General features: G+C 39.8%; 24 protein-coding genes. 22 read left to right on the top strand and 2 right to left on the bottom strand.

Annotated elements, in window-relative coordinates; all coding sequences use genetic code 11:
- Positions 1 to 203, bottom strand: a 203-nt coding sequence (locus LQZ76_RS08290; protein WP_230099256.1) for a hypothetical protein, incomplete at its 3' end; no start/stop codon positions are given.
- Positions 204 to 536: 333 nt separating this feature from the next.
- Between LQZ76_RS08290 and LQZ76_RS08285 the strand changes: the two genes are divergently transcribed.
- From LQZ76_RS08285 to LQZ76_RS08180, 22 genes are all read left to right on the top strand, one after another.
- Positions 537 to 2,009, top strand: a complete 1,473-nt coding sequence (locus tag LQZ76_RS08285) for an MDR family MFS transporter (RefSeq protein ID WP_230099255.1) — start codon at positions 537 to 539, stop codon at positions 2,007 to 2,009.
- Entirely contained in the window at positions 2,006 to 2,737 is a 732-nt protein-coding gene (locus LQZ76_RS08280) for a DUF4811 domain-containing protein (protein WP_230099254.1), read from the top strand. The genes LQZ76_RS08285 and LQZ76_RS08280 overlap by 4 nt, the downstream gene beginning before the upstream one ends.
- 238 nt (positions 2,738 to 2,975) lie before the next feature.
- The gene (locus LQZ76_RS08275; RefSeq protein WP_168721656.1) at positions 2,976 to 3,176 is read left to right on the top strand and encodes a cold-shock protein; all 201 of its coding nucleotides are present in this window, start codon (positions 2,976 to 2,978) and stop codon (positions 3,174 to 3,176) included.
- Between the two features lie 389 nt (positions 3,177 to 3,565).
- Positions 3,566 to 4,291, top strand: coding sequence for a 16S rRNA (guanine(527)-N(7))-methyltransferase RsmG (rsmG, locus tag LQZ76_RS08270; RefSeq protein WP_230099253.1), 726 nt, complete (start codon positions 3,566 to 3,568; stop codon positions 4,289 to 4,291).
- 24 nt (positions 4,292 to 4,315) lie between these two features.
- A complete protein-coding gene (locus LQZ76_RS08265) occupies positions 4,316 to 4,858 on the top strand; it encodes a ParB/RepB/Spo0J family partition protein (protein ID WP_230099252.1) in 543 nt (180 codons plus the stop codon).
- Positions 4,859 to 5,629, top strand: coding sequence for a ParA family protein (locus LQZ76_RS08260; RefSeq protein WP_230099251.1), 771 nt, complete (start codon positions 4,859 to 4,861; stop codon positions 5,627 to 5,629).
- Positions 5,616 to 6,533, top strand: coding sequence for a ParB/RepB/Spo0J family partition protein (locus LQZ76_RS08255; RefSeq protein WP_230099250.1), 918 nt, complete (start codon positions 5,616 to 5,618; stop codon positions 6,531 to 6,533). Before LQZ76_RS08260 ends, LQZ76_RS08255 begins: the two co-directional genes overlap by 14 nt.
- A 12-nt stretch (positions 6,534 to 6,545) precedes the next feature.
- On the top strand, positions 6,546 to 6,743 hold the full coding sequence (locus tag LQZ76_RS08250) for a DUF951 domain-containing protein (protein WP_230099249.1): 198 nt from the start codon (positions 6,546 to 6,548) through the stop codon (positions 6,741 to 6,743).
- Between the two features lie 23 nt (positions 6,744 to 6,766).
- Positions 6,767 to 7,870 carry a redox-regulated ATPase YchF gene (gene ychF, locus LQZ76_RS08245; protein WP_230099248.1) on the top strand — a complete coding sequence of 368 codons (1,104 nt, stop codon included), beginning with the start codon at positions 6,767 to 6,769 and terminating at the stop codon, positions 7,868 to 7,870.
- Positions 7,871 to 7,955: 85 nt separating this feature from the next.
- A complete protein-coding gene (locus LQZ76_RS08240) occupies positions 7,956 to 8,705 on the top strand; it encodes a DUF1129 family protein (protein WP_230099247.1) in 750 nt (249 codons plus the stop codon).
- A gap of 39 nt (positions 8,706 to 8,744) precedes the next feature.
- On the top strand, positions 8,745 to 9,437 hold the full coding sequence (gene croR, locus LQZ76_RS08235) for a response regulator transcription factor CroR (protein WP_230099246.1): 693 nt from the start codon (positions 8,745 to 8,747) through the stop codon (positions 9,435 to 9,437).
- A gap of 107 nt (positions 9,438 to 9,544) precedes the next feature.
- Positions 9,545 to 10,729, top strand: coding sequence for a sensor histidine kinase (locus LQZ76_RS08230; RefSeq protein WP_230099245.1), 1,185 nt, complete (start codon positions 9,545 to 9,547; stop codon positions 10,727 to 10,729).
- Between the two features lie 31 nt (positions 10,730 to 10,760).
- Positions 10,761 to 11,948 carry a D-alanyl-D-alanine carboxypeptidase family protein gene (locus tag LQZ76_RS08225; RefSeq protein ID WP_230099244.1) on the top strand — a complete coding sequence of 396 codons (1,188 nt, stop codon included), beginning with the start codon at positions 10,761 to 10,763 and terminating at the stop codon, positions 11,946 to 11,948.
- A 66-nt stretch (positions 11,949 to 12,014) separates the two neighbouring features.
- Positions 12,015 to 12,461 carry a MerR family transcriptional regulator gene (locus tag LQZ76_RS08220; RefSeq protein WP_230099243.1) on the top strand — a complete coding sequence of 149 codons (447 nt, stop codon included), beginning with the start codon at positions 12,015 to 12,017 and terminating at the stop codon, positions 12,459 to 12,461.
- 155 nt (positions 12,462 to 12,616) lie between these two features.
- Positions 12,617 to 13,603, top strand: a complete 987-nt coding sequence (locus LQZ76_RS08215) for a ribose-phosphate diphosphokinase (RefSeq protein WP_230099242.1) — start codon at positions 12,617 to 12,619, stop codon at positions 13,601 to 13,603.
- 483 nt (positions 13,604 to 14,086) lie between these two features.
- Entirely contained in the window at positions 14,087 to 15,499 is a 1,413-nt protein-coding gene (locus LQZ76_RS08210; protein ID WP_230099241.1) for an amino acid permease, read from the top strand.
- A gap of 190 nt (positions 15,500 to 15,689) precedes the next feature.
- Positions 15,690 to 17,102, top strand: coding sequence for an amino acid permease (locus tag LQZ76_RS08205; RefSeq protein ID WP_230099240.1), 1,413 nt, complete (start codon positions 15,690 to 15,692; stop codon positions 17,100 to 17,102).
- A gap of 137 nt (positions 17,103 to 17,239) precedes the next feature.
- Complete coding sequence (locus tag LQZ76_RS08200; protein WP_230099239.1) at positions 17,240 to 17,902, top strand: TetR/AcrR family transcriptional regulator; 663 nt, start codon at positions 17,240 to 17,242, stop codon at positions 17,900 to 17,902.
- A complete protein-coding gene (lepA, locus tag LQZ76_RS08195; RefSeq protein ID WP_230099238.1) occupies positions 17,892 to 19,688 on the top strand; it encodes a translation elongation factor 4 in 1,797 nt (598 codons plus the stop codon). The genes LQZ76_RS08200 and lepA overlap by 11 nt, the downstream gene beginning before the upstream one ends.
- 139 nt (positions 19,689 to 19,827) lie before the next feature.
- Positions 19,828 to 20,481, top strand: a complete 654-nt coding sequence (locus LQZ76_RS08190) for a TetR/AcrR family transcriptional regulator (protein ID WP_230099237.1) — start codon at positions 19,828 to 19,830, stop codon at positions 20,479 to 20,481.
- A 135-nt stretch (positions 20,482 to 20,616) separates the two neighbouring features.
- On the top strand, positions 20,617 to 21,270 hold the full coding sequence (locus LQZ76_RS08185; RefSeq protein ID WP_230099236.1) for a TetR/AcrR family transcriptional regulator: 654 nt from the start codon (positions 20,617 to 20,619) through the stop codon (positions 21,268 to 21,270).
- 44 nt (positions 21,271 to 21,314) lie between these two features.
- Positions 21,315 to 21,962, top strand: coding sequence for a TetR/AcrR family transcriptional regulator (locus tag LQZ76_RS08180; protein WP_230099235.1), 648 nt, complete (start codon positions 21,315 to 21,317; stop codon positions 21,960 to 21,962).
- A 29-nt stretch (positions 21,963 to 21,991) separates the two neighbouring features.
- On the opposite strand, the gene LQZ76_RS08175 is transcribed toward LQZ76_RS08180, so the two are convergent.
- On the bottom strand, positions 21,992 to 22,246 hold the full coding sequence (locus tag LQZ76_RS08175) for a hypothetical protein (protein WP_230099234.1): 255 nt from the start codon (positions 22,244 to 22,246) through the stop codon (positions 21,992 to 21,994).
- Positions 22,247 to 22,635: the final 389 nt, after the last annotated feature.

Raw genomic sequence — 22,635 nt, 5'->3', positions numbered from 1 at the left:
ATTGGAACACCATTTTGGTACTCAATAATTGCATCTAATTTTATTTTTTGAGAAAAATACATAAGAAAACCCCCTCGATTGGATTTACTCCAATTCGAGGGGGTCAGTGCACAGACGGTTTGCGTCTGGTCTTTTTTGTGTGTAAAAGGGCTATAATCGGGGTGGTAGTGGGGTACTTCATCATAACGTGCTCCAGGCCACAAAAGTCTCCGTCTAGCTTACATTGTTCTGATACCCAGACCGTATCACACACAATGTAGCACTAGTGCTCGACTTTTCCCGTGGCCTGTCGCACTTCGCCATAACGTGCTCGCACCACCAACCGCCTAAGCATATACACCATACCCCGCTGACTTAAAGACCAAGTCATTGGTTACGGCTAGTATGCTACGGAGGCTCCTCGGTGGTGCTCGCACTTACATTTAATAATTAAAGTTTTGTCAAATAAGTTGACAAATGTTGGTTACAAGCTTTACACTATATTATCGTATCGTAATTAAAACACACCCAAGTAAACAATTTAAAGGAGAACTTGAATGGAAGCAGTAGATGCACAAGGCAAACCTTTTAATCGCGGCTTATTAGTTGCCGTGCTCTTAATTGGTACCTTTGTGACCGTGTTAAATCAAACTGTGTTAGCCACTGCGCTACCAACTTTAATGAAATCATTACATGAATCATTAGGGACGGTTCAATGGCTCACAACTGGATTTATGTTGGTTAACGGGATTTTGATCCCAATTTCTGCGTGGTTAAGCCACCGCTATAATACAAAGTGGCTTTATCTTGGCTCAATGGTGATTTTCTTAATCGGAACCACTATTTCAGCTACCGCGCACACCTTTCCCCAATTATTAACTGGTCGTTTAATCCAAGCCGTTGCGGTTGGGGTGACAATGCCGTTACTACAAGTAATTATGTTATCAATTTTCCCAGCTGAAAAACGGGGAACTGCCATGGGAATGGCTGGATTAGTAGTTGGTTTAGCGCCAGCCCTTGGACCTACTTTATCAGGTTGGATCATTGATAACTACAAATGGCAAGTTCTTTTCGGGGTAATGATTCCAATTATTATCGTCGTAATCCTTGCTGGTTTGTTCTTTATGAAACCCGTTATTCACACCACCAAGGAACCGCTTGATTTTTGGTCATTTGTGATTTCAACTATTGGGTTTGGGAGCTTATTATATGGTTTCTCAGAAGTTAGTTCACAAGGTTGGGGCGACTTCAAACTCGTTATTTTACCGTTGATTATCGGGGTAATTTTTATTGCCTTCTTTATTTACCGCCAAATTACGCGTGAAAAACCATTGCTTGAAGTTCACGTGTTCCAAATTAAACAATTCGCCTTAACAACTATCTTGTCATCAATTGTTTTGATTGCCATGATTGGGGCTGAATTAGTGATCCCACAGTACCTTCAAACTGTCCGTGGTATGTCACCATTCCACGCCGGATTAACGTTACTTCCTGGGGCCTTGTTGATCGGATTTATGTCACCAATTACTGGTCGAATTTACGATAAAATGGGTGCCAAACGCTTGATTATTGCCGGAATGGTAATTTTAACGCTTGGAACATTACCATTTACGTTCTTGACAGAAAACACGCCAATTATCAACGTGATCGTCCTTTATTCATTACGGATGTTTGCCATTTCAATGGTTATGATGCCCGCAACAACGTCAGGGATGCAAGCCTTAACAGGTAAGCTTGTAGCGCACGGAACCGCCGTGAACAACACTACTCGTCAAGTCGCTTCATCAATGGGAACGGCCATTATGATTTCGGTGCTTTCAAACGTTATTAAGACTAACTTACCAGCTAAGTCAGTCCTTAAAGATGCCCCATTAGATTACAAAAACCAAGCCATGAATGCCGCTTTAAGTGGTTACCATGCTGCCTTTTGGATTGCAACCAGCTTTGCGATTGCTGGTTTGATTGTGGCGTTATTCTTGACAGAAAAGCCTAAAAATACTGTTATTATCGAAGGAGGTAAAAAAGTATGATCTTAGTTCTTATTGCACTTTTTGTTGTTGCCTTTTTCGTGTCATTTGTCTTAATCACTAAAAAGACACTCCGCGTTGTTGCTTCAATTGTGTCATTTGTCGCTTTAGTAGCGAGTTTGACACTTTTGATTCAAAATGATAAATATCACTTTGGAATGAAGGAAGTCGCGCATGTGACGACCCACCAAATTTTTACGGCAGTCCCAAAGACACCATCTGATTTACTCTTATACCAACAAGTGGGTAAGGGAACTGAAGAAAATGTCTACATTTACAAGCGGCATGCTGATAGTAAGGCAACCCACACGCAAACTGATGGTAAGACAGTTAACTGTGTATTCTTTACTTCTGATAAGCATGCTACGCTCGAAGTAACGACAATTCGTTACGAATACAAAGACACTTTATACAAAGTGCTCTTTGGTTTAGGTCACAATGAAACGGTATTCTCACGTAACAATACCTTTAACTTACCTAAGTCATGGTTAAAAATTAGCACGACTAATGCTAAGAAATTAGCTAAAATGACTAAGGATATGACACCAGCTCAAAAGCAAGCCCAAGAAATGGCGGCTAAAGAAGTAATTGGTGCCCAAGTTAAAGCTGCGATTATGGCAAATCCAAAGTTGGCAACTGATCCAAGCGCGCAAGCAGAAATTGTGAAGCAAGCTACGGCTAAATTCCAACAAAAAGCATTTGCAGATATCGTAAACAAACTCGAAAAGTAATTTAATTATTACCAAATAACCGCTGTTATTAGGGAATTTGATGGATATTTTCGATTTTCTTGCTAAATTCGATAAATAAAAACTTTTAATTATTTTATAATCGTGTTATAATTCAAGTTGTAGTTTGGTTCGGTTAATTAGGTCTTGTTTCATCAGTATTGAGGAATATCTCCTGGCACCATCAAGTTACATATCAAATATTTCACTACAGTAGTAGTATCAAAAGGAGATTTCTCTCATGGAACAAGGAACTGTTAAATGGTTTAACGCAGATAAAGGTTTTGGCTTCATCACTCGTGAAAACGGCGACGACGTGTTCGTACACTTCTCAGCTATTCAAGGTGACGGCTTCAAGACTCTTGAAGAAGGTCAAGCTGTAACTTTCGACGTTGAAAGTTCAGACCGCGGCCCACAAGCTGCTAACGTTAACAAGGCTTAATTTTAATTAATTAATGTCAAAGGGTAACTACTAGATTTTTCTAGTGGTTACCTTTTTTTTGTATAAAAATAGTGCTCATTAGCTCCCAGGGATTGGCACGCTCTGTATCGTTTCACACTCTTTTTAAACGCGCTTCAATCCCCAACTAATTACGCCTAATTTCAAAGCCCTTAAAATACCTAGACCGGATTTTAGGTCTTTTCGTTAGTGCTCATTAGCTCCCGGGGATTGGCACGCTCTGTATCGTTTCACACTCTGTTTCACGCGCTCTGAAAATTAGCTTATATTTCCCCAAAAAATACAAACAAACTTTGAGAATTCGCCGATTTTAAGGTATTATTATCTTATGTGAATTATTAATCGTTCAACTGAACGCTGGAGGAAACCAAATGAATGAAGAACAATTTGTGCAAGCATTAGCTGAACACGGGATTAACCTGTCAGCCGAGCAATTAGCACAGTTTGATAAGTACTATGAACTGTTGGTTGCAACGAATGAAAAGTTCAATTTGACTGCCATTACGGATAAAGAAGAAGTCTACTTAAAGCACTTTTATGACTCTTTGACTGCAGCCATCTATTATCCAGCGCTCCAAACTGAAGAACTGGATATTATTGATGTTGGTGCCGGAGCCGGCTTCCCATCACTCCCACTAAAGATTGCTTTCCCACAATTAAAAGTAAGCATCGTTGACTCATTAAACAAACGGATTGGCTTTTTAAATGATTTAGCCACAGCGCTTGATTTAACGGGCGTTGCTTTCTATCACGATCGTGCGGAAATTTTTGGTGGTAAAAACTCACCACACCGGGCCAAATATGACATTGTCATGGCGCGTGCCGTCGCCCGGATGACTATTTTGAGTGAATTAACCTTACCACTCATGAAAGTTAACGGCGTCTTGTTGGCAATGAAAGGTTCAAGTGCGCAAGTCGAATTAGCCAATGCTGAATTCGCCCTTAAAACCCTCGGTGGGCAAGTACTTGAAACTCACGCCTTTACATTACCAAATGGCGATCCACGTGAAATTGACGTGGTACAAAAAATGAAACCAACTCCTAAAAAATACCCTCGTAAACCAGGGACACCTAATAAGGAACCACTTGGGGAATAAAAATTTTTGGAAGGCAAATGTAATATGAACGATGATTTACAAGGTATCTCTAACGTCGAACTTGAGATACGCATTGAACAGTTATTAAAGGCCAGTGCAGACGCACAATTTTCTGTAATTGATGAAGCCAATGCCTACCAAGAAATTATTACGGCAACAAGCATCACCCAAGCTAATTTAGCAAAACGGTTGGGCTGCTCACAAGCAACGATAGCTAATAAGCTACGGTTGTTAAAACTCAGCGATGTTGCCAAAACGGCATTGCAAAATAATCAGATTACAGAACGACACGGCCGCACGATTCTCAAGCTTGAAAAACGCAAGCAAGTAGCAGTCGTTAATAAGATTTTAAAACATAAATTAAACGTGAAACAAACCGAAGAACTAGTCCAAGAATTAGTTCAAACCCAGCTTGATCTACCAACTCAACAAGCAATGTTACGAGATTTCTTAAAGCAAGGCATGCAACGTTTAGCCAAGCAAGGCGTCTTTGTGGAACAACTTGAATTTGATGATCATGTCATTTTAAAAATAATTGATAAGAACCAGACAGAGAGGAACGCTTAAATGGCACATGTAATTGCAATCGCAAATCAAAAAGGAGGCGTGGGTAAAACAACCACTAGTGTTAACCTAGGGGCCGCCTTAGCATCAGCTGGTAAGCGCGTCTTGCTCGTTGATATTGACGCGCAAGGAAATGCAACCAGTGGTACTGGGATTGAAAAAGCGGAAATTGAACAAGATATTTACGATGTGTTAGTAAATGAAGTTGCAATTGAAGATACAATTTTAAAATCATCACACGAAGGCATGGACGTGGTTCCAGCCACAATTCAACTATCAGGGGCTGAAATTGAATTAGCACCTCAGATGGCTCGTGAAATGCGTTTAAAGGATGCCTTAGACACCTTACGCGACCAATATGACTACATGATCATCGATAATCCACCTTCACTTGGGATTATTACGATTAACGCCTTTACGGCTGCGGATTCAATTTTGATTCCCGTACAAAGTGAATACTACGCCCTTGAAGGGTTAGGACAATTGCTTAACACCGTTAAATTGGTGCAACGACACTTTAACTCTGATTTAAAAATTGAAGGTGTCTTGTTGACAATGTTTGATGCCCGGACTAATTTGGGGCAAGAAGTTAACGCCGAAGTTAAAAACTACTTTGGTGACCAAGTATACAAGACCATCATTCCACGAAATGTGCGCTTAAGTGAAGCGCCAGCTCATGGTTTGGCCATTACTGATTACGATCCAAGCTCACGTGGTGCAGAAGTTTATACGGCTTTAGCAAAGGAGGTCTTAGCGGCCCATGGCGATTTCTAAAAAGAAGAGTATCTTAGGCGAAGGTAAGGGACTTGGTGCCCTCCTTAGCAGTAATAATATCGATATTGACATCGAAGACTTGAACGCTGAAAAAGTTCATAAAATTCATTTGGATGAGATTGTTCCAAATCCCTTCCAACCTCGTAAAAACTTTGATCAAGCGGCTTTAGAAGATTTGGCAGCTTCAATTAAAAATGAAGGGGTCTTCCAACCAATTATCATCCGTCAACCTAAACGGACGGTTAAGCAATACGAAATTATTGCTGGTGAACGTCGTTTCCGGGCCTCAAAAATGGCCGGATTAGATACGATTCCAGCAATTGTCCGTGACTTATCAAACGAACAAATGATGCAAGTAGCCGTAATTGAAAACTTGCAACGTGAAGATTTGTCACCAATTGAAGAAGCTCAAGCCTACCACACATTGATGGAAAACTTGAACATCACCCAAAGCGAATTAGCCAAACGGCTTGGTAAATCACGACCATTTATTGCCAATTACTTACGGTTGTTGACGTTGCCATTAAGTGTTAAGGATTTAGTTGAACAAGGGGCCCTTTCAATGGGGCAAGCCCGAACATTACTTGGTTTAAAAGCTAAAGATCAAATTACGACTTTAGCCAAACAAGTTATTGAAGAAGGGTTAACGGTGCGCCAACTTGAAGAACTCGTTAGTGAGCTAAATGGTGTTGAACCAAGAGCCAAAGAAGTTAAACCAAAGGCCAAAGCCAAAGCTGAAGGTAACAAGTTTATCAAAGCTGCAGAAGGCCAATTAGAAGAAAAATTTGGAACCAAAGTACTATTGAAGAGTAAAACGAATGGTAAAGGGAAAATTGAAATCAATTATCTTTCAGATGATGATTTGAGTCGGATCTTGAACGTGCTTAACATTAGTCTTGATTAAATAGGTGGCGCGATGGAATATAACGTAACTGATATCGTTGAAATGAAAAAACCACACGCATGTAAAACAAATGCTTGGGAGATTTTACGAGTTGGAGCGGATATTAAAATTAAGTGTGTCAACTGTGGCCACCAAATTATGATGTCACGTAATGACTTTAATCATCGAGTTAAACGCGTGTTAGAATCACATGCAACTGATGAAGCATAGATAACCAGAAAGAAGAGATAAATATGGCATTAACAGCAGGAATCGTCGGTTTACCTAACGTTGGTAAATCAACTTTATTTAACGCAATTACTAAGGCAGGGGCTGAAATGGCCAACTACCCATTTGCGACGATTGAACCAAACGTCGGCATGGTTGAAGTACCAGATGACCGGTTAGCACGGATTCAAGAAGTTGAACCAGCTGATAAAATTGTCCCAACAACTTTTGAATTTACGGATATTGCCGGAATTGTTAAAGGGGCTTCAAAGGGTGAAGGTTTAGGAAACAAATTCCTAGAAAACATCCGTCAAGTTAACGCGATTGTCCACGTTGTCCGGGCCTTTGATGATGATGAAATCACGCACGTTAACGGGGTAATTGATCCACTTGATGATATCGAAACAATCAATACCGAATTGATTTTGGCTGACTTAGAGGCCGTTGACAAGCGTTACGCTAAGACGGAAAAAGCGGCTAAAACGGCTAGCAACAAGGAAGCAAATGCTGAATTTGCCGTTTTACAAAAGATTAAGCCGGTCCTTGAAGCTGGTAAATCAGTTCGCACAATTGAATTTAATGAAGACGAACAAAAAGTTGTCCGTGGATTATTCTTATTAACTTCAAAGCCAGTGCTTTACGTCGCTAATGTCGCGGAAGAAGATATGTCTGATCCAACTGCTTCTAAATACTTTAAGTTAATCCAAGACTTTGCGGCCACTGAAGGGGCGGAAGTAATTGGATTATCAGCCCGTGCTGAAGAAGAAATTGCGGAGTTAGAAGATGAAGATAAGCAAGAATTCTTGGATATGAACGGGGTTACTGAACCTGGTTTGAACAAGTTAATTCGGGCCGCTTACCACTTACTTGACTTACGGACATTCTTTACGGCTGGTGGGAAAGAAACGCGTGCGTGGACATTTAAGGCTGGTATGAAAGCCCCACAAACTGCGGGCGTAATTCACTCTGACTTTGAACGTGGATTTATCCGGGCCGAAACAATTGCGTTTGATGATTTGGATCAATTTGGTTCAGTTAAAGCGGTTCGTGAAGCTGGTAAACGCCGTTCTGAAGGTAAAGAATACGTTGTTCAAGATGGCGATATCATCGAATTCTTGTTTAATGTTTAAGAAAATTAATGAGCCTTAAACAGATATTAAGGTTTAATGAATTTTAATTTAATATTCACTCAATACAATTACAAGGTAAGGTGCAATGGTAGAAGAAAATCGTAATGAAACTGTGGCTGACGAAACAGCAACAGCAACTACAGCAACACCGGGTGCCGAAACTGCACATGCAGCCAAGCAAACGTTAACAAAGCGGAACGAAGATTTCTTGTTCCAACTCAAAAAGCAATTAAATGATAAAATGGAAGCAGATCAATTAAACGCTGAATTAGCTAAGATTGAAAGTGACCTTTTAGCAGCACAAGCCACTGGGGCAACGGCCAAGCAATTGTTTGGTACGCCTAGTGAAGCTGCTGCTAAGTTAGTTGCTCCTAAGCCTCGCCAAACCGTTGCTAGCAATGATGCGGGGTACTGGTTGAATGCCTTGGATACGGGAATTTTATTCTTAGCAATGTTTGGTGCGGTCTTTGGCTTCTTCATGCTTTTCAATGGTTCAAAATTACAAACCAACGGTGCACCATATGGGGTCGTAAGTTTGATTTTAACGGCCGCAACTGGGGGCTTAATCTTCTCATACATTCAAGGTTTAATTTTGCCAAGTGCGAATAAGCCTAAACGCCCATTTTGGTACCGTTTAATTGCGATGATCTTGGCGATTATGGCATGGATGTTGATTTACTTAGGAGTATCATTTATTCCACACACAGTTAACCCAATTTTACCAGGCTGGGCATACATCATTATCGCTGTGTTAGCATTCATAGGGTTCCTTTACGAACGCCGCATTACAGGGATTACAGGTGGTTTCTTCGGTGGACCAGCACCTAAAAAATAATACTAACAATATTGAAATATATCGGATGAGGTGAAATCAATGACAAAAATTCTTGTTGCAGATGATGATCGCGAAATTGCAGAATTGCTTGAAATTTACATTAAAAATGAAGGTTACGAATCAGTAATCGCATACGATGGTCATGAAGCACTATCAAAATTACACACTAACCCAGATATTGGCTTAGTAATTTTAGATATCATGATGCCAGAAGTTAATGGTTTAGAAGTCGTTAAAGAAATCCGTAAAGATTCACAAGTACCAGTTTTGATCTTGTCAGCTAAAACTTCTGACATGGATAAAATCCAAGGATTAATTACGGGAGCCGATGATTACGTTACGAAACCATTTAACCCCCTTGAAATCATGGCGCGTGTTAAGTCATTACTTCGTCGTTCTGACAACCGCGTGCAAGATGCCACACCGGATGTTTTAAATGTTGGTTCATTGATCATTAACAAGGACTCACATGAAGTTAAAACGGTTGCGGGTGAACGGATTGCCTTGACCGCCCTTGAATTTGGGATTTTGTACTTGCTTGCAAGTCACCCAAACCGCGTATTTTCAGCTGATGATATCTTTGAACGTGTTTGGCAACAAGAATCAGTTGTGTCTGCTAAGACCGTGATGGTTCACGTGTCACACTTGCGTGATAAGATTGAAGAAGCAACCAATGGGGATCAAGTTATCCAAACCGTTTGGGGTGTGGGTTACAAAATTGAACGCCGTTAATATTGAAGCAGCCTGCTAAAGGTGTTTTCACAAAGGACTGTGACATAATTGTTGTTGAACTAATATGTCATGGTCCTTTTTCGTACCCAAATCAGGAAAGGAATTTAATGATGAAATTATCAGGGCGAGAAAGATGGCTCTTATTTTGGGAGGCCATTATTACAATCGGCATTTTGCTCTTACTCGACTGGAGTGCACTAACAATCATTGACCAAGTTGTGCACACAAATGAAAGCTTTCAAGTGGGAATTTTTGAAATTAAAAGTGGTTTATCATTTGGGCCCGAAGATTTGCGTATTTGGAGTTACCAATGGGTCGGTATTTTAATTATTGGTGGGGTTAACTTGTGGGTTCTAATTTGGCGCTTAGTCCGCCGCTATCGCAGTTTTCAAATGGCCCATATTTTAAGTGAATTACACTATATTGCGGCCGGTCATTTTAAACACCACATTTCGTACAAGTTAAATAATAATTTACAAAAAATTATTGATAGCGTTAATGCGATGGTCGATGCCCAAATTAGGGCTCGTGAAGATGAATTGGCAATTGAACGCTCAAAGGATGAAATGATTACCAATATTTCACATGATTTACGCACCCCATTAACGTCAATTATTGGTTATCTGGGGTTAGTTGAAAATGAATATGAAAAACTAACCCCAGCCTTAATTCAAAAATACACACACACCGCGTATTCAAAAGCGACTCAAATGAAATCATTAGTCGAGGAATTATTTGAATTTGCGCAAATGCAACAACTTGATTTACGGTTGAATTTTGAAAAAATTAATTTAAGTGAGATGCTTGAACAATTAGCGGCCAGTTTTGAATTGGAAGCACAACATAAAAATTTAACGTTAACCACGGAATCATGGCCCGATGATATTATCGTCGATGCGGATCCCGATAAAATGGCGCGCTTATTTATGAACTTGATTCAAAATGCGTTAAAATATGGCACAAATGCCACGTTTATTAAATTAACGAGTCGCCTTGAACGTAATTATGTTGAAGTGCGAGTAATTAACGATGGGGAAAAGATTCCTGCCGAAGCGGTTGAACACCTTTTTGATCGGTTCTATCGGGTTGAAGGTTCGCGCTCAACTAAAACTGGTGGCACCGGCTTAGGATTGGCGATTGCCTTGGGGGTCGTTGAAGGCCATAATGGTTCAATTTATGCGACCTCAGATGATAATACGACAGAATTTGTTATTCAAGTACCAATTATTCAAAGAAGTATGGGGAAATTAAATGAAAACGAGACACATACACAGTCAACGCCAAGTGCTTAAAGGGTGCGCCGTCGGTATACTAGTCCTTACGATGGGTACAGCAATCTTTAGTGTGCCGAGTGTGCATGCAGCACCAGTGATGACTAATATTGCGGCCAAAGGGGCAATTGTCGTTGATGCTGCAACAGGGCAAATTATTGCCGAGCAAAATATGAATCAGGTTTTGCCGGCCGCTTCAACGTCTAAACTATTGACGTCTTACTTGGTCAATCAAGCGATTACTAAAGATAAATTATTTAACTGGGATTCGCCCGTTAAGATTAGTCGTAATGTTGCCAAAGTCAGTGTTGAGCCGGAATTAACAAATGTCCCATTAAAAGCCGGGCAAAGTTATAGTGTTAAAAAGTTATATCAAGCTGCCTTACTTGGTTCGGCTAATGCAGCGGCCATGGCCTTAGGGGATGCCATTAGCGGTAGCCAACAGGCATATATTGACGATATGAAACAACAATTAGCGACGTGGGGGATTCATAATGTGACAATCAATTCCGCGGCGGGCTTGTTGAATTCCCAAGTCTACAGTGATGCCGTTGGTACTAATCCCAATACCGAAAATCTGATGAGTGCCAAGGATATGGCCATTGTGGCGACACATTTAGTTGATGATTATCCAAATGTTATCCAAACAACCGCGTTACCACACACAGACTTTTATGGTACTCCAGTTGAGTCAACCGATGCATTATTACCTGGGGGCAAGGTTAAATCACCGTATCATTTTGACGGTCTTAAAACGGGCACGTCTGTTAAAGCCCACCAAAATTTTGTTGGGACGTTAACCTATGATAATCGGCGGTTAATTACGGTCGTTTATGGTACGGGGCCCGTGGATGGTGAAGATCCGACCCGGTTTTATGAAACGCTTAAGTTACTTGATCAAACTTTAAGTAAAGTCCATTTTGTGATGGTGCCCAAGGGTTCTTTGAGGGCAACAACTAAGCTTGAAAATGGTACCACTAAGCGCTTATCAGTAACTAATGAGCAACCAATCGGGGTCTGGTTACCACGAAAACAAAGTCAACCGAAAGTCTCGGTGGCGGCTAATCAAGGCTTTAGTGCTCCAGTTAAACGAGGTGAAACTGCCGGAATGCTCAAACTCGATGATGTAACTTATTTAAGTTCACATGATGAATTTGCCAGTCCCGCTGTGGCTAATCATGACGTTAAAAAAATCGGTTTCTTGGCCCAATTATGGCAAAATATTCTTGCGTTATTCTAAACTTGACAATGTTGTCAACTTGCATAACAATGAAGCATAGAATATTTAGAGAATCGGAGTAACGGCATGGAAAAGGAACCAGTACAATATCAGTTATTGCGCCAGATTTTTAGTGCGGAAAGAATGGTTTTTCGGATTGGGGAATTAAGTTCAATGACTGGCGTTTCAAGTCGTCAGTTACGTTATTGGGAACAAAAAGATTATATTGAATCAATGCAACGTGGTGATGAACAAGCCGCGCGTTCATATCATTTTCGCGAGTATGCTCGGGTAACAGGCATTAAGTATTTCTTGGATAATGGGTATACATTGTCAGCCGCCGTCAAAAAAGTTAACGACTATATTAATATGGCTAATTTGGTGCATGTGTTTGTTAAACAGGCGATTAAAAATGTTGATGATCGTGGTGACCATATCGAAATTGATCTCGGCTGGTTTGATGAAGCGGCTGGTCAACGCTTGATTGCGGTCCAAGGATCGGGGAAAGTTACGTACAAAATTATTGAACGGTAAGTTTTTGTTTTGCTTTTACGGGCTAAAGTGAGAATAAGGCAAATAAATCTGAACAATTGGTTAGAAACAGCCAGAATTGCTTGAATAGATTAACAAAAACTAATAAAATTGTTTATAGAAAACGTTATAGAAATTTTATTAAGTAGAGGACCCAAATGAGAACATACACTGACCCAAAATTTAAGCTGTTTTCATTAAGTGCCAATCAACCACTTGCCGAAAAAATTGCCGAATCAATCGGAGTTGAATTAGGTAAAGTTACGGTCGATCGCTTTAGTGATGGAGAAATTCGTGTTAATATTGATGAAAGTATTCGTGGAGATAATGTCTACATTATTCAATCAACATCAGCACCCGTAAACGATAACTTAGTTGAGTTGTTAATTATGATTGATGCTTTACGCCGCGCTAGTGCTGCAAGTATCAACATTGTGATGCCATACTACGGTTACGCTCGTCAAGACCGTAAAGCGCGCTCACGCGAACCAATTACAGCTAAGTTAGTTGCTAACATGCTTGAAAAAGCTGGGGCAACTCGTGTGATTGCATTTGACTTACACGCGGCCCAAATTCAAGGATTCTTTGATATTCCAATGGATCACTTGATGGGAGCACCGTTGTTGGCAGATTACTTACTTAGCTCAGGGATTGCTGAAGAAGGTAACACGGTTGTTGTTTCACCTGACCATGGTGGGGTAACTCGTGCCCGGGCGTTGGCGGAATTATTGAAGGCACCGATTGCCATTATCGATAAGCGTCGTCCAAAGGCAAACGTTGCAAAGATTATGAACATCATTGGGGATGTTAAGGGTAAGCGGGCCATCATGATTGATGACATGATTGATACAGCCGGTACGATTACTCAAGGGGCTCAAAAAGTAATGGACGAAGGGGCTTCTGAAGTTTACGTTGTGGCAACTCATGCGGTTCTTTCAGGGCCAGCGGTTGAACGTCTTGAAAACTCAGTCTTTACGAAAGTTATTTTGACTGATTCAATCAAATTACCAGAAGAAAAGAAATTCAGTAAGTTAGTGCAAGTTTCGGCTGCTGACTTATTGGCTGATGCGATCATGCGTATTAACGAAAACAAGGCAGTGTCACCATTGTTCTTGAATCGTTACCGCCGTGGCGCACATAAATAAAAGAGTGCAAAATCCTTCGGGAAGTGTTGAGCACTATTAGAAAAAAGTTCGTCGAAGTTTTAACTTCGGCGGCTTTTTTTGTATAGGCGCAAACACTTGAAGGATTTTGCACGTTTAGGCTATGTTGCAGTGCAGTCTGATGCAACGCATCGGGCTGCTGTTTTTGTATATGCATAGGTGTCTGACCCGGTTTGCACGTTTCGGCTAGTTAGTTGGCGCAAACACTTGAAGGATTTTGCACGTTTAGGCTATGTTGCAGTATGCATAGGTGTCTGACCTGTTTGCACGTTTCGTCTATTATTAAATTATAATTTAATAATAAAAACTACATAATTATTAAAAATTAGTTAACGCAAACATTTTATTCTAACGCTATTTTAATGTTAGATGCTATTATTACTTAACCACTTAAATAGACTAAGTTTGGTTAAAGATATGTAATATTTAGAATTGAAAAAATATTTTTCACAGGAGGCTACGTTTATGGATTTAATGCGCAAAAAATCAATCGATGAGATTTTAAAACATCAATCACCACTTAAACGCACACTACGCACATGGGATTTAGTTTTTCTAGGAATTGGGGCCATTATTGGGACCGGGATTTTCGTGTTAACTGGTAAGGGAGCATTGACCGCCGGACCGGGATTATCTCTTTCATTTTTAATTGCAGCGATTTGTTGTGGCTTTGCTGGCCTATGTTATGCTGAATTTGCTTCAATTGCACCGGTTTCGGGATCCGCATATACATACGCCTACATTGCTTTTGGCGAGATGATTGCCTTTATTATTGGTTGGGATTTAATGTTGGAGTATGCGTTAGGAGCGGCCACAGTGTCAGTTGGGTGGTCAGGGTACTTTAATAATTTACTCCAAAGTATTGGGATTCATATTCCAACAGCACTAACGGCGGCGGCCGGAACAACACCGGGCGTACACACGATTTTTAACTTACCAGCTTTTTGTATTGTTTTAATTATTACGGCCATTATTTCAATTGGGATCAATAGTACGAAGCATGTTAACGATACGATGGTGTTAATCAAATTAGCCGTCATTATCATCTTTATTGTTTGCACAGTTTGGTACATTAAACCAGCTAACTGGCACCCCTTCATTCCATATGGGGTCTACAGTTTCCATCATGGCCAAGTCTTTGGGATTATTCCGGCGGCTTCAATTGTTTTCTTTTCATTTATTGGGTTTGATGCTGTGTCATCAAGTTCTGAAGAAACCATTAATCCAAGTAAGACGATTCCCCGTGGGATTTTAATTTCATTAATTATTTCAACGATTCTCTACATTATCATGACGTTAATTATGACCGGGGTAGTTAAATACACCATCTTTGCTAAGTACTTGAATGCCCCAATTTTGGCCGTCTTACACCAAACTGGTCAAGGTTGGTTGGCAGCCTTAGTGAGTGTCGGCGCTATTTTAGGAATGACAACGGTTATCTTAGTTGAACTCTACGGCCAAACTCGAATTTCTTACGCGATGGCCCGAGATGGCTTATTACCAAAATTCTTTGGTGATATTAACCCTAAATATCAAACCCCACTCAAAGGGACTTGGTTCTTCGGGATTGTGACGGCCTTAGCAGGCGGTTTTATCAATTTGAATATCTTATCAGAATTGGTAAATATCGGAACGTTAGCCGCCTTTGTCTTGGTTTCAGCTGGTATCTTAGTAATGCGTAAAAAGCAACCTGATCTTCACCGTGGCTTCCGCGTTCTTGGTGCACCAATAACCCCATTGATTGCAATTGCTTTTTGTATTGTTTTAATTGGGGGCTTAAGTTGGGAAACTTGGTTGCGATTCATTATCTGGTTAGCGTTAGGGTTAGCCGTTTACTTTGGCTTTAGCCACCGGCATTCCCAATTACATGATAAATAATATGCTTAAAAACTTCGCTGGTTGGCGAAGTTTTTTTATTGATTAAAAAATTAAACTTAACATTAGAAAATGATGAAAATAACCAGACAGATATTAACCTATCCAATCAAATAATGCTATGATATTTATTGAGTGTTTTTACTGCTAACGATTTTTATTGAAAGTTACATTAAAGAAACGGAGAATTTTCATGGACGTGTTTCGTAAAAAAAGTGTCGCTGATTTGTTAAAGACGCAACCGCGTTTGAAACGAACACTGCGCACTTGGGATTTAATCCTGTTGGGAATCGGTGATATCATCGGAACTGGGATTTTTGTTTTGACAGGTAAAGGTGCCCTAACAGCTGGACCAGCCTTGTCACTATCATTCTTATTAGCCGCGATTTGTTGTGGTTTCGCTGGCTTATGTTATGCTGAATTTGCTTCAATTGCCCCAATTTCAGGGTCAGCATATACATATTCATACATTGCCTTTGGGGAAGTCATCGCCTTTATGATTGGATGGGATTTGATTTTGGAATTCTCACTTGGGGCGGCCAATGTTTCGGCGGGGTGGTCTGGTTACTTTGTTAGTTTACTAGATAATGTCGGGATTCATCTACCAACAGCCTTAACGGCGGCGGCTGGAACAACCCCAGGCGTGGCAACATACTTTAATTTACCAGCCTTTTGTATTGTCTTATTAGTGACATGGATTATTTCTAAGGGGATTAACAGTACTAAGCGGGTTAATGACATCATGGTTATTATCAAGGTCTTAGTAATTGTGGTCTTTATTGCATGTACGTTCTGGTTTATCAAAATTTCAAACTGGACCCCATTTGCACCACATGGGATTTACAGTTTTAGTCATGGAACGGCTGTCGGAATTATTCCTGCCGCTTCAATTGTTTTCTTTTCATTTATTGGTTTTGATGCGATTTCTTCAAGTGCTGAAGAAACGATTAACCCAAGTAAGACGATGCCGCGTGGAATTATCTGGTCATTGGTTATTTCAACAATCTTGTACATTTTGATGACGTTAGTAATGACTGGGGTCGTTGATTATCACGTCTTTGCTAATTACTTAAATGCGCCAGTTTTAGCAGTTTTACACCAAACTGGTCAATTATGGTTAGCTGTCTTTGTAAGTATCGGAGCGATTGTTGGGATGACCACCGTTATCTTGGTTGACTTATACGGTCAATCACGGATTGCGTATGCGATGTCACGCGATGGTTTGTTCCCTAAATTCTTTGGGGAAGTTGATCAAAAATTCTTAGTCCCAGCTAAGGGAACATGGTTTTTTGGGATTATTACAGCCTTTGCTGGTGGTTTAATTAATTTGGATGTTTTATCAGAATTAGTTAACATTGGAACGCTCTCAGCCTTTGTGCTTGTTTCTGCTGGGGTACTAGTTTTACGTAAAAAGCAACCGGACTTACACCGTGGCTTTAAGGTTCCAGGTGCGCCAGTTACACCGATTATCTCAATTATTTTCTGTCTAGTATTAATTGCTGGTTTGAATTGGGAAACTTGGGTCCGATTTGGTGTTTGGTTCGCCATTGGTTTGGTAATTTACTTCTTGTATGGTCGTAAACGCTCAGTTTTAAATGATAAATAATAAAAAAAGCTCATCGCAGCATTGTTGCGGTGAGCTTTTTGTTGGCTTTAATTAATATTTGACAAAGGATAGTACGGTAAACTATGATTTAAATATTAACATTGACCAGTGGTCATTTTTGAAAAGGAGCTAATAAAATGGTTAATAAACTTAGTTATGATCAAAAAAATGCTAAAGCGCAGCAAATTAAAGATGCCGCTTGGCAATTATTTACGGAACATTCACTAGCAGATATCTCAATTGCGATGATTGCTCAAACCGCTCAAGTTGGTAAGGGGACGATTTTTAATTATTTTAAAACCAAAGAAGACGTATTTATGGCGTTATTATTAGGCGGCTATCAAACATATTTTCAGGCCGTTATTGAACGGTTTAAAAATAGTGACGTGGTAACTAAAGCAGCGTTAAAGGCATTTTTATCAAATGAAACGCGCTTGCTGATTACCGACCATGCAACGTTGATCCGGTTAAATTCATTACGCGGTTCGCAGTTAGAAGTTAACGCGAGTCAAGAGCAAACTGAACGGAGTCGCCAGAAATTACATACAACCCATGAAGAACTTGGTCATTTAATTGCGGCAGCCGTCCCAACGGTTAGTGCGCAAAAAATAAGTCATTTTTTTGTAATTCAAAGTGCAATTCTCAATGGCTTGATGAATTTGGATGGTTTGAATGTCTTTAATCAGATTGCTTTAAACACCGACTTACCACTTTTTCAAATTAACTTAGTCCCTGAAGCTTGTCAGATTTTGGGGGCTTATTTAGATGATATTTTAATGGAGGAACCTCATGAAAATTAATAACATTCGTAACTTTGCGATTATTGCCCATATCGATCACGGTAAATCAACGCTTGCCGACCGTATCATGGAATTAACAAACACGGTTAGTCAACGTGAAAGTCAAGCTCAATTACTGGATGATTTGGCAGTTGAGCAAGCCCACGGGGTAACGGTTAAATCACGGACTGTCCGTAATTATTATCAAGCGGATAATGGTGAAGAATATGAATACAACTTCATTGATACACCAGGGCACGTTGATTTTACGTATGAAGTGTCCAAGAGTTTAGCTGCCAGCGATGGTGCGTTATTATTGGTTGATGCAACCAAAGGGGTCCAAGCCCAAACTGTTGCCAATTTTCGCTTGGCCAAAGCTAACAATTTAGTCGTGATTCCAGTAATTAATAAGATTGATGCCCAAGCTGCTGAAGTTGAACGTGCGGAACAAGAAATTTTAAGCTTGGACGCTGAATTTGCCAACGGGCCAATTTTAAAAATTTCAGCTAAAACAGGTTTGAATATTCATGATGTCTTGGAAGTTATTCATACCACAATTCCGGCTCCCACCGGATCTCGTCAAGCGCCGCTAAAAGCGTTAGTATTTGATTCACAATATGATAGCTTTAAGGGGATTATCGCCTATGTCCGAATTATCAATGGCCAATTAAAAGCCAATGAGGATTTATTATTGATGGCCAACCAACAACGGGTTAACGCGAACGAAGTTGGAATTTTTACTCCCCAACGCGTCGCCGCGCCTAATTTAGTCGCCGGGGATGTTGGTTACATAATTACCGGCCTTAAAGATCCCAAAGCTCTACGCGTCGGTGATACCTTAACTAATTATGCCCAACCAACCGCAGCGGCTTTGCCAGGCTATGAGCCAGCTAAATCAGTTGTCTTCGCTGGGTTTTATCCGAAAGGTGATAACTTTAACGATTTACAGTTAGCAGTTGAAAAATTGGCGTTAAATGATACTTCGTTTGAATACCATCAGGAAAATTCAGATGCGTTAGGTGCTGGGTTTCGGTGTGGTTTTTTAGGGATTTTCCATTTGCAAATTATTCGTGAACGGTTGCAAAACGAGTATGGTTTAGATGTATTAACAACGGCCCCCAATGTTACTTATAATGTGCATTTGAAAAATCAAAGTGAACCGATCATGATTAACAATCCGATTCGGTTCCCCGATTTTGCGGCGGTTGACTATGTCGAAGAACCATTGGCGCAAGCAACCATTACGACCCAAGCGGATCTACTTGGTAGTGTCATGAAATTAGCTGATCAACATCGCGGTCAACTAGTTGATATGGCAAATCAAGGTGAACTAATTGTCCTAGAATATCGAATTCCGTTTGCTGAAATTGCCTATGACTTCTTTAACCAATTAAAATCAGTGTCACATGGTTATGCCACGTTAATGACAGAATTTGCGGAATATGATTTAGCTGATGTGGTTAAAATCGAAGTCCATGTTAATTATGCTAAAGTTGATGCGTTATCATTTGTCGTCCATCGGGATGATGTGGCCAATGTGACGCAAGAATTGGTGCATAAATTAAAGTATGTCATTCCTCGCAAATTGTACCCAATGCCAGTCCAAGCAATTGTTGAAGGGAAAGTAATTGCGCGTGTTGATGTGCCACCATTACGGAAAAATGCGGCGGTTAGTGGTGATAAGAAAAGTATTTCCAAGAAGCAAGCATTATTACGGCGCCAAAGCGTTAACCAACGCCAAGCCGCTCAAAGTGATATTGAATTACCGCAAGAAGTGTTTAATGCAATATTAGAATTAGAAAAATAAGCTTATTATTAATTTATCCGCATGTATCTATTTAATATGCATAAATCTGGTATAATTAGGTTAAAATCATTCTAAAAAATATCATTTATTAATTGATTCGTTAAATTTATATGCTTTTTTAGAATATGAGGAACTTATTATGCCTAGAACTACTAATAATAGTTATGATCGTGCAAATAAGCGTACTTTTAAAATCAGAAGTGCGGCTTACGAATTAATAACTGAAATTCCGTTTGCAGATATTACGATGACAATGATTGCTGAACGGGCCCAAGTTGCCAAAGGGACAATTTTTAATTACTTTAAAAATAAAGAAGATATCTTTATGGCGATATGCATTAACGGGTATCTGCATTATATTGAACGCATGGAAGCCGCTATTGAGCAGGCACAAATAACTACTAAATCCGACCTTAAAGAATTTTTGTTAGCGCAAACCCGGTTGCAAGTGCGGGAGTATTCAGTCGTTATTTTGATTACTTCCTTACGCCGTTTTTCACTAGAAGTGCATGCTGATCGAGAGCAAACTTTACAGGGGCGTGTGCGGATTTATGCAACCTTGGATCGTATTGCTAATAAATTAGTTCAAGCAGTACCGGACGTTGATGTCGAGGCAGTAAGGCATGCTTTTATTATTCAAGGTTCAATTTTAAATGGTTTACTTAACTTTGCTAATATGAATATTTTTAATAATATTGAGTGTCCAATTGAAATGCCTAGTGTGACTGTCGATATTGAAGTTGAAGCAACGCATTTGTTTGGAATATACTTAGATGATATCTTAAAAATGTAGTTTAAAGTACTGAACTATCATTAAAATCCTATCATTAACTAAAAATTATTTGACGATTATGCAAAAATTAATTAATATTATTAATGCTGTTTATTAAAAATTAGCATTAATTTTTTTAAAAAAGAAGGTACGTGCGTGCATACAGATAAATTCAATAGTTATGATCAAAGAAATCGACGGGCAGTTCAGATTAGACAAGCGGCCTATGATCTTATTACCGAAATGCCGTATGATGATATCACGATGACGATAATTGCCAAACGTGCTAACGTTGCTAAAGGGACTGTGTTTAACTATTTTAATAGTAAAGAAGATATTTTTATGGCAATTGATTTGAGTGGGTATTTAAGTTTTTGTCAGCGGGTCGAACATGAATTGACCGCAATAACTATTCAGAATAAAGCTGAATTAAAAACATTTTTACTTGCAATGACCAAAATATTAACACGCGAATATAGTGTCATCGTGTTGATTCATTCGCTCCGGCGGTTCACGCTAGAGGCCCATGCTGATCCCGTCCAGACAGAACAAGGGCGTCGACAAATTTATGAAATGTTAACGCGTATTTCAAAAAATTTATTGCAAAATATCCCAGACGTGACATTGGAAACAGTGATGCATACGTTCATTATTCAAGGGGCGATGCTCAATGGATTATTAACGTTTATGGATATGAATAAATTTAACAAGGTTAACTTGGCGAGTGAAATGACGGCGGTAGAAATAGCGGTTGAAACGGAAATGTGTATGATTTTTGGTTTGTATTTGGATAAAGTTCTGGATTTATAAATAGCGTATGCTGAAAATATTAAAATTTAAATGAGGATGCGCTGATGGTCAAAGAAAAATTTAATAGTTATGACCGACGAAATACGCGTGCGGTAAAAATCAAGCAAGCCGCCTATGATTTATTTAATGAACTACCTTTTGCGGATATCACCATGACAATGATTGCCGAACGGGCCCACGTTGCCAAGGGGACCATTTTTAATTATTTTAGAAGCAAAGAAGATATTTTCATGGCAATTATTTTAAGTGGTTATTTAAATTATTGTGAGCAGATGGAAGCCAGTCTAATGCAAACTGCTTTAGCTGATAAAGCAGCGGTAAAGCAGTTTTTTGTTGAGCAAACGAAAATTATGGCCGAACAGTATGCCACCATTATTTTATTTAATTCATTGCGGCGGTTTTCGTTAGAATTCCACGGTGATCGTGAACAAACGGAACACGGCCGGATTAAAATTTATGAGATTCATCAAAGAATTTGGGCATTGATTAATGCCCAAATACCTGAAATCAGTATTGAAAGTATTGGGCATGCCTTGGTAGTGCAAAGTGCGATTTTTAACGGTTTAATGAATTTAGGAAATATGGAAAAGTTTAATGGAGTAGCTTTTTCGACGGCTATGCCCGATTTTAAAATCGATACGTACGCCGAAACAAACCACATTTTTGAACTGTACTTAGACGATATTTTATAAAATAAAAAACGAGCTGATCAGCTCGTTTTTTATTTTGGCTTGTTTTGTGGTTGTGGTAATAAATTTGCAAAGCCCGTTAAGCAAAATCCAGTAGCAGCAAGACCCACAGCGATTTTAGTAATGAATGTCATGCTGGTCCAGAAAAAGAGACTTGCTAAAACCATAGCTAAGATAACTTGGGCAATACCACCAATTAAACGTAGGCGGGGATTCACTTTATTCTTAATAGTGTGCTCTATAAGTAGCGTCATGATTAACGCCAGACTAACGAAAATAAGTTGCATAAAATATCCTTTATTGAGGTGATTGTGCTTTACCCGAGGCTTGTCGCGCTCTATTAAAACGCGCTCACCTTAGCACCTTCCTCCGCCTAACTCACAAGCCGTAAAATGCTAAACCCGCATTTACTGGCTTGTAACGTTAGTGCTCAGAAGCTCCCACTAAGGTTCGCGCTCTACTGAAACGCGCTCCAAGCCCCAAACATCAAAGGCTATACACAATATCCTTCTGACTTAAAGCCCAAGTCATTGGCTATTGCTAGTAGCCTTCTGATGTTTACCCTAGGCTTGTCGCGCTCTATTAAAACGCGCTCACCTTAGCACCTTCCTCCGCCTAACTCACAAGCCGTAAAATGCTAAACCCGCATTTACTGGCTTGTAACGTTAGTGCTCAG

Source organism: Periweissella ghanensis (genome assembly GCF_918814755.1).
In the GTDB taxonomy this organism is placed as follows: Bacteria; Bacillota; Bacilli; order Lactobacillales; family Lactobacillaceae; genus Periweissella; species Periweissella ghanensis.
Note: the sequence above shows the minus strand (reverse complement) of the source record. Positions and strands in the feature narration are given on the sequence as shown.

Coding starts and splice junctions, on each gene's coding strand:
- LQZ76_RS08285 (WP_230099255.1), top strand. CDS start 537: ATGGAAGCAGTAGATGCACAAGGCAAACCTTTTAATCGCGGCTTATTA.
- LQZ76_RS08280 (WP_230099254.1), top strand. CDS start 2,006: ATGATCTTAGTTCTTATTGCACTTTTTGTTGTTGCCTTTTTCGTGTCA.
- LQZ76_RS08275 (WP_168721656.1), top strand. CDS start 2,976: ATGGAACAAGGAACTGTTAAATGGTTTAACGCAGATAAAGGTTTTGGC.
- rsmG (WP_230099253.1), top strand. CDS start 3,566: ATGAATGAAGAACAATTTGTGCAAGCATTAGCTGAACACGGGATTAAC.
- LQZ76_RS08265 (WP_230099252.1), top strand. CDS start 4,316: ATGAACGATGATTTACAAGGTATCTCTAACGTCGAACTTGAGATACGC.
- LQZ76_RS08260 (WP_230099251.1), top strand. CDS start 4,859: ATGGCACATGTAATTGCAATCGCAAATCAAAAAGGAGGCGTGGGTAAA.
- LQZ76_RS08255 (WP_230099250.1), top strand. CDS start 5,616: ATGGCGATTTCTAAAAAGAAGAGTATCTTAGGCGAAGGTAAGGGACTT.
- LQZ76_RS08250 (WP_230099249.1), top strand. CDS start 6,546: ATGGAATATAACGTAACTGATATCGTTGAAATGAAAAAACCACACGCA.
- ychF (WP_230099248.1), top strand. CDS start 6,767: ATGGCATTAACAGCAGGAATCGTCGGTTTACCTAACGTTGGTAAATCA.
- LQZ76_RS08240 (WP_230099247.1), top strand. CDS start 7,956: ATGGTAGAAGAAAATCGTAATGAAACTGTGGCTGACGAAACAGCAACA.
- croR (WP_230099246.1), top strand. CDS start 8,745: ATGACAAAAATTCTTGTTGCAGATGATGATCGCGAAATTGCAGAATTG.
- LQZ76_RS08230 (WP_230099245.1), top strand. CDS start 9,545: ATGATGAAATTATCAGGGCGAGAAAGATGGCTCTTATTTTGGGAGGCC.
- LQZ76_RS08225 (WP_230099244.1), top strand. CDS start 10,761: ATGGGTACAGCAATCTTTAGTGTGCCGAGTGTGCATGCAGCACCAGTG.
- LQZ76_RS08220 (WP_230099243.1), top strand. CDS start 12,015: ATGGAAAAGGAACCAGTACAATATCAGTTATTGCGCCAGATTTTTAGT.
- LQZ76_RS08215 (WP_230099242.1), top strand. CDS start 12,617: ATGAGAACATACACTGACCCAAAATTTAAGCTGTTTTCATTAAGTGCC.
- LQZ76_RS08210 (WP_230099241.1), top strand. CDS start 14,087: ATGGATTTAATGCGCAAAAAATCAATCGATGAGATTTTAAAACATCAA.
- LQZ76_RS08205 (WP_230099240.1), top strand. CDS start 15,690: ATGGACGTGTTTCGTAAAAAAAGTGTCGCTGATTTGTTAAAGACGCAA.
- LQZ76_RS08200 (WP_230099239.1), top strand. CDS start 17,240: ATGGTTAATAAACTTAGTTATGATCAAAAAAATGCTAAAGCGCAGCAA.
- lepA (WP_230099238.1), top strand. CDS start 17,892: ATGAAAATTAATAACATTCGTAACTTTGCGATTATTGCCCATATCGAT.
- LQZ76_RS08190 (WP_230099237.1), top strand. CDS start 19,828: ATGCCTAGAACTACTAATAATAGTTATGATCGTGCAAATAAGCGTACT.
- LQZ76_RS08180 (WP_230099235.1), top strand. CDS start 21,315: ATGGTCAAAGAAAAATTTAATAGTTATGACCGACGAAATACGCGTGCG.
- LQZ76_RS08175 (WP_230099234.1), bottom strand. CDS start 22,246: ATGCAACTTATTTTCGTTAGTCTGGCGTTAATCATGACGCTACTTATA.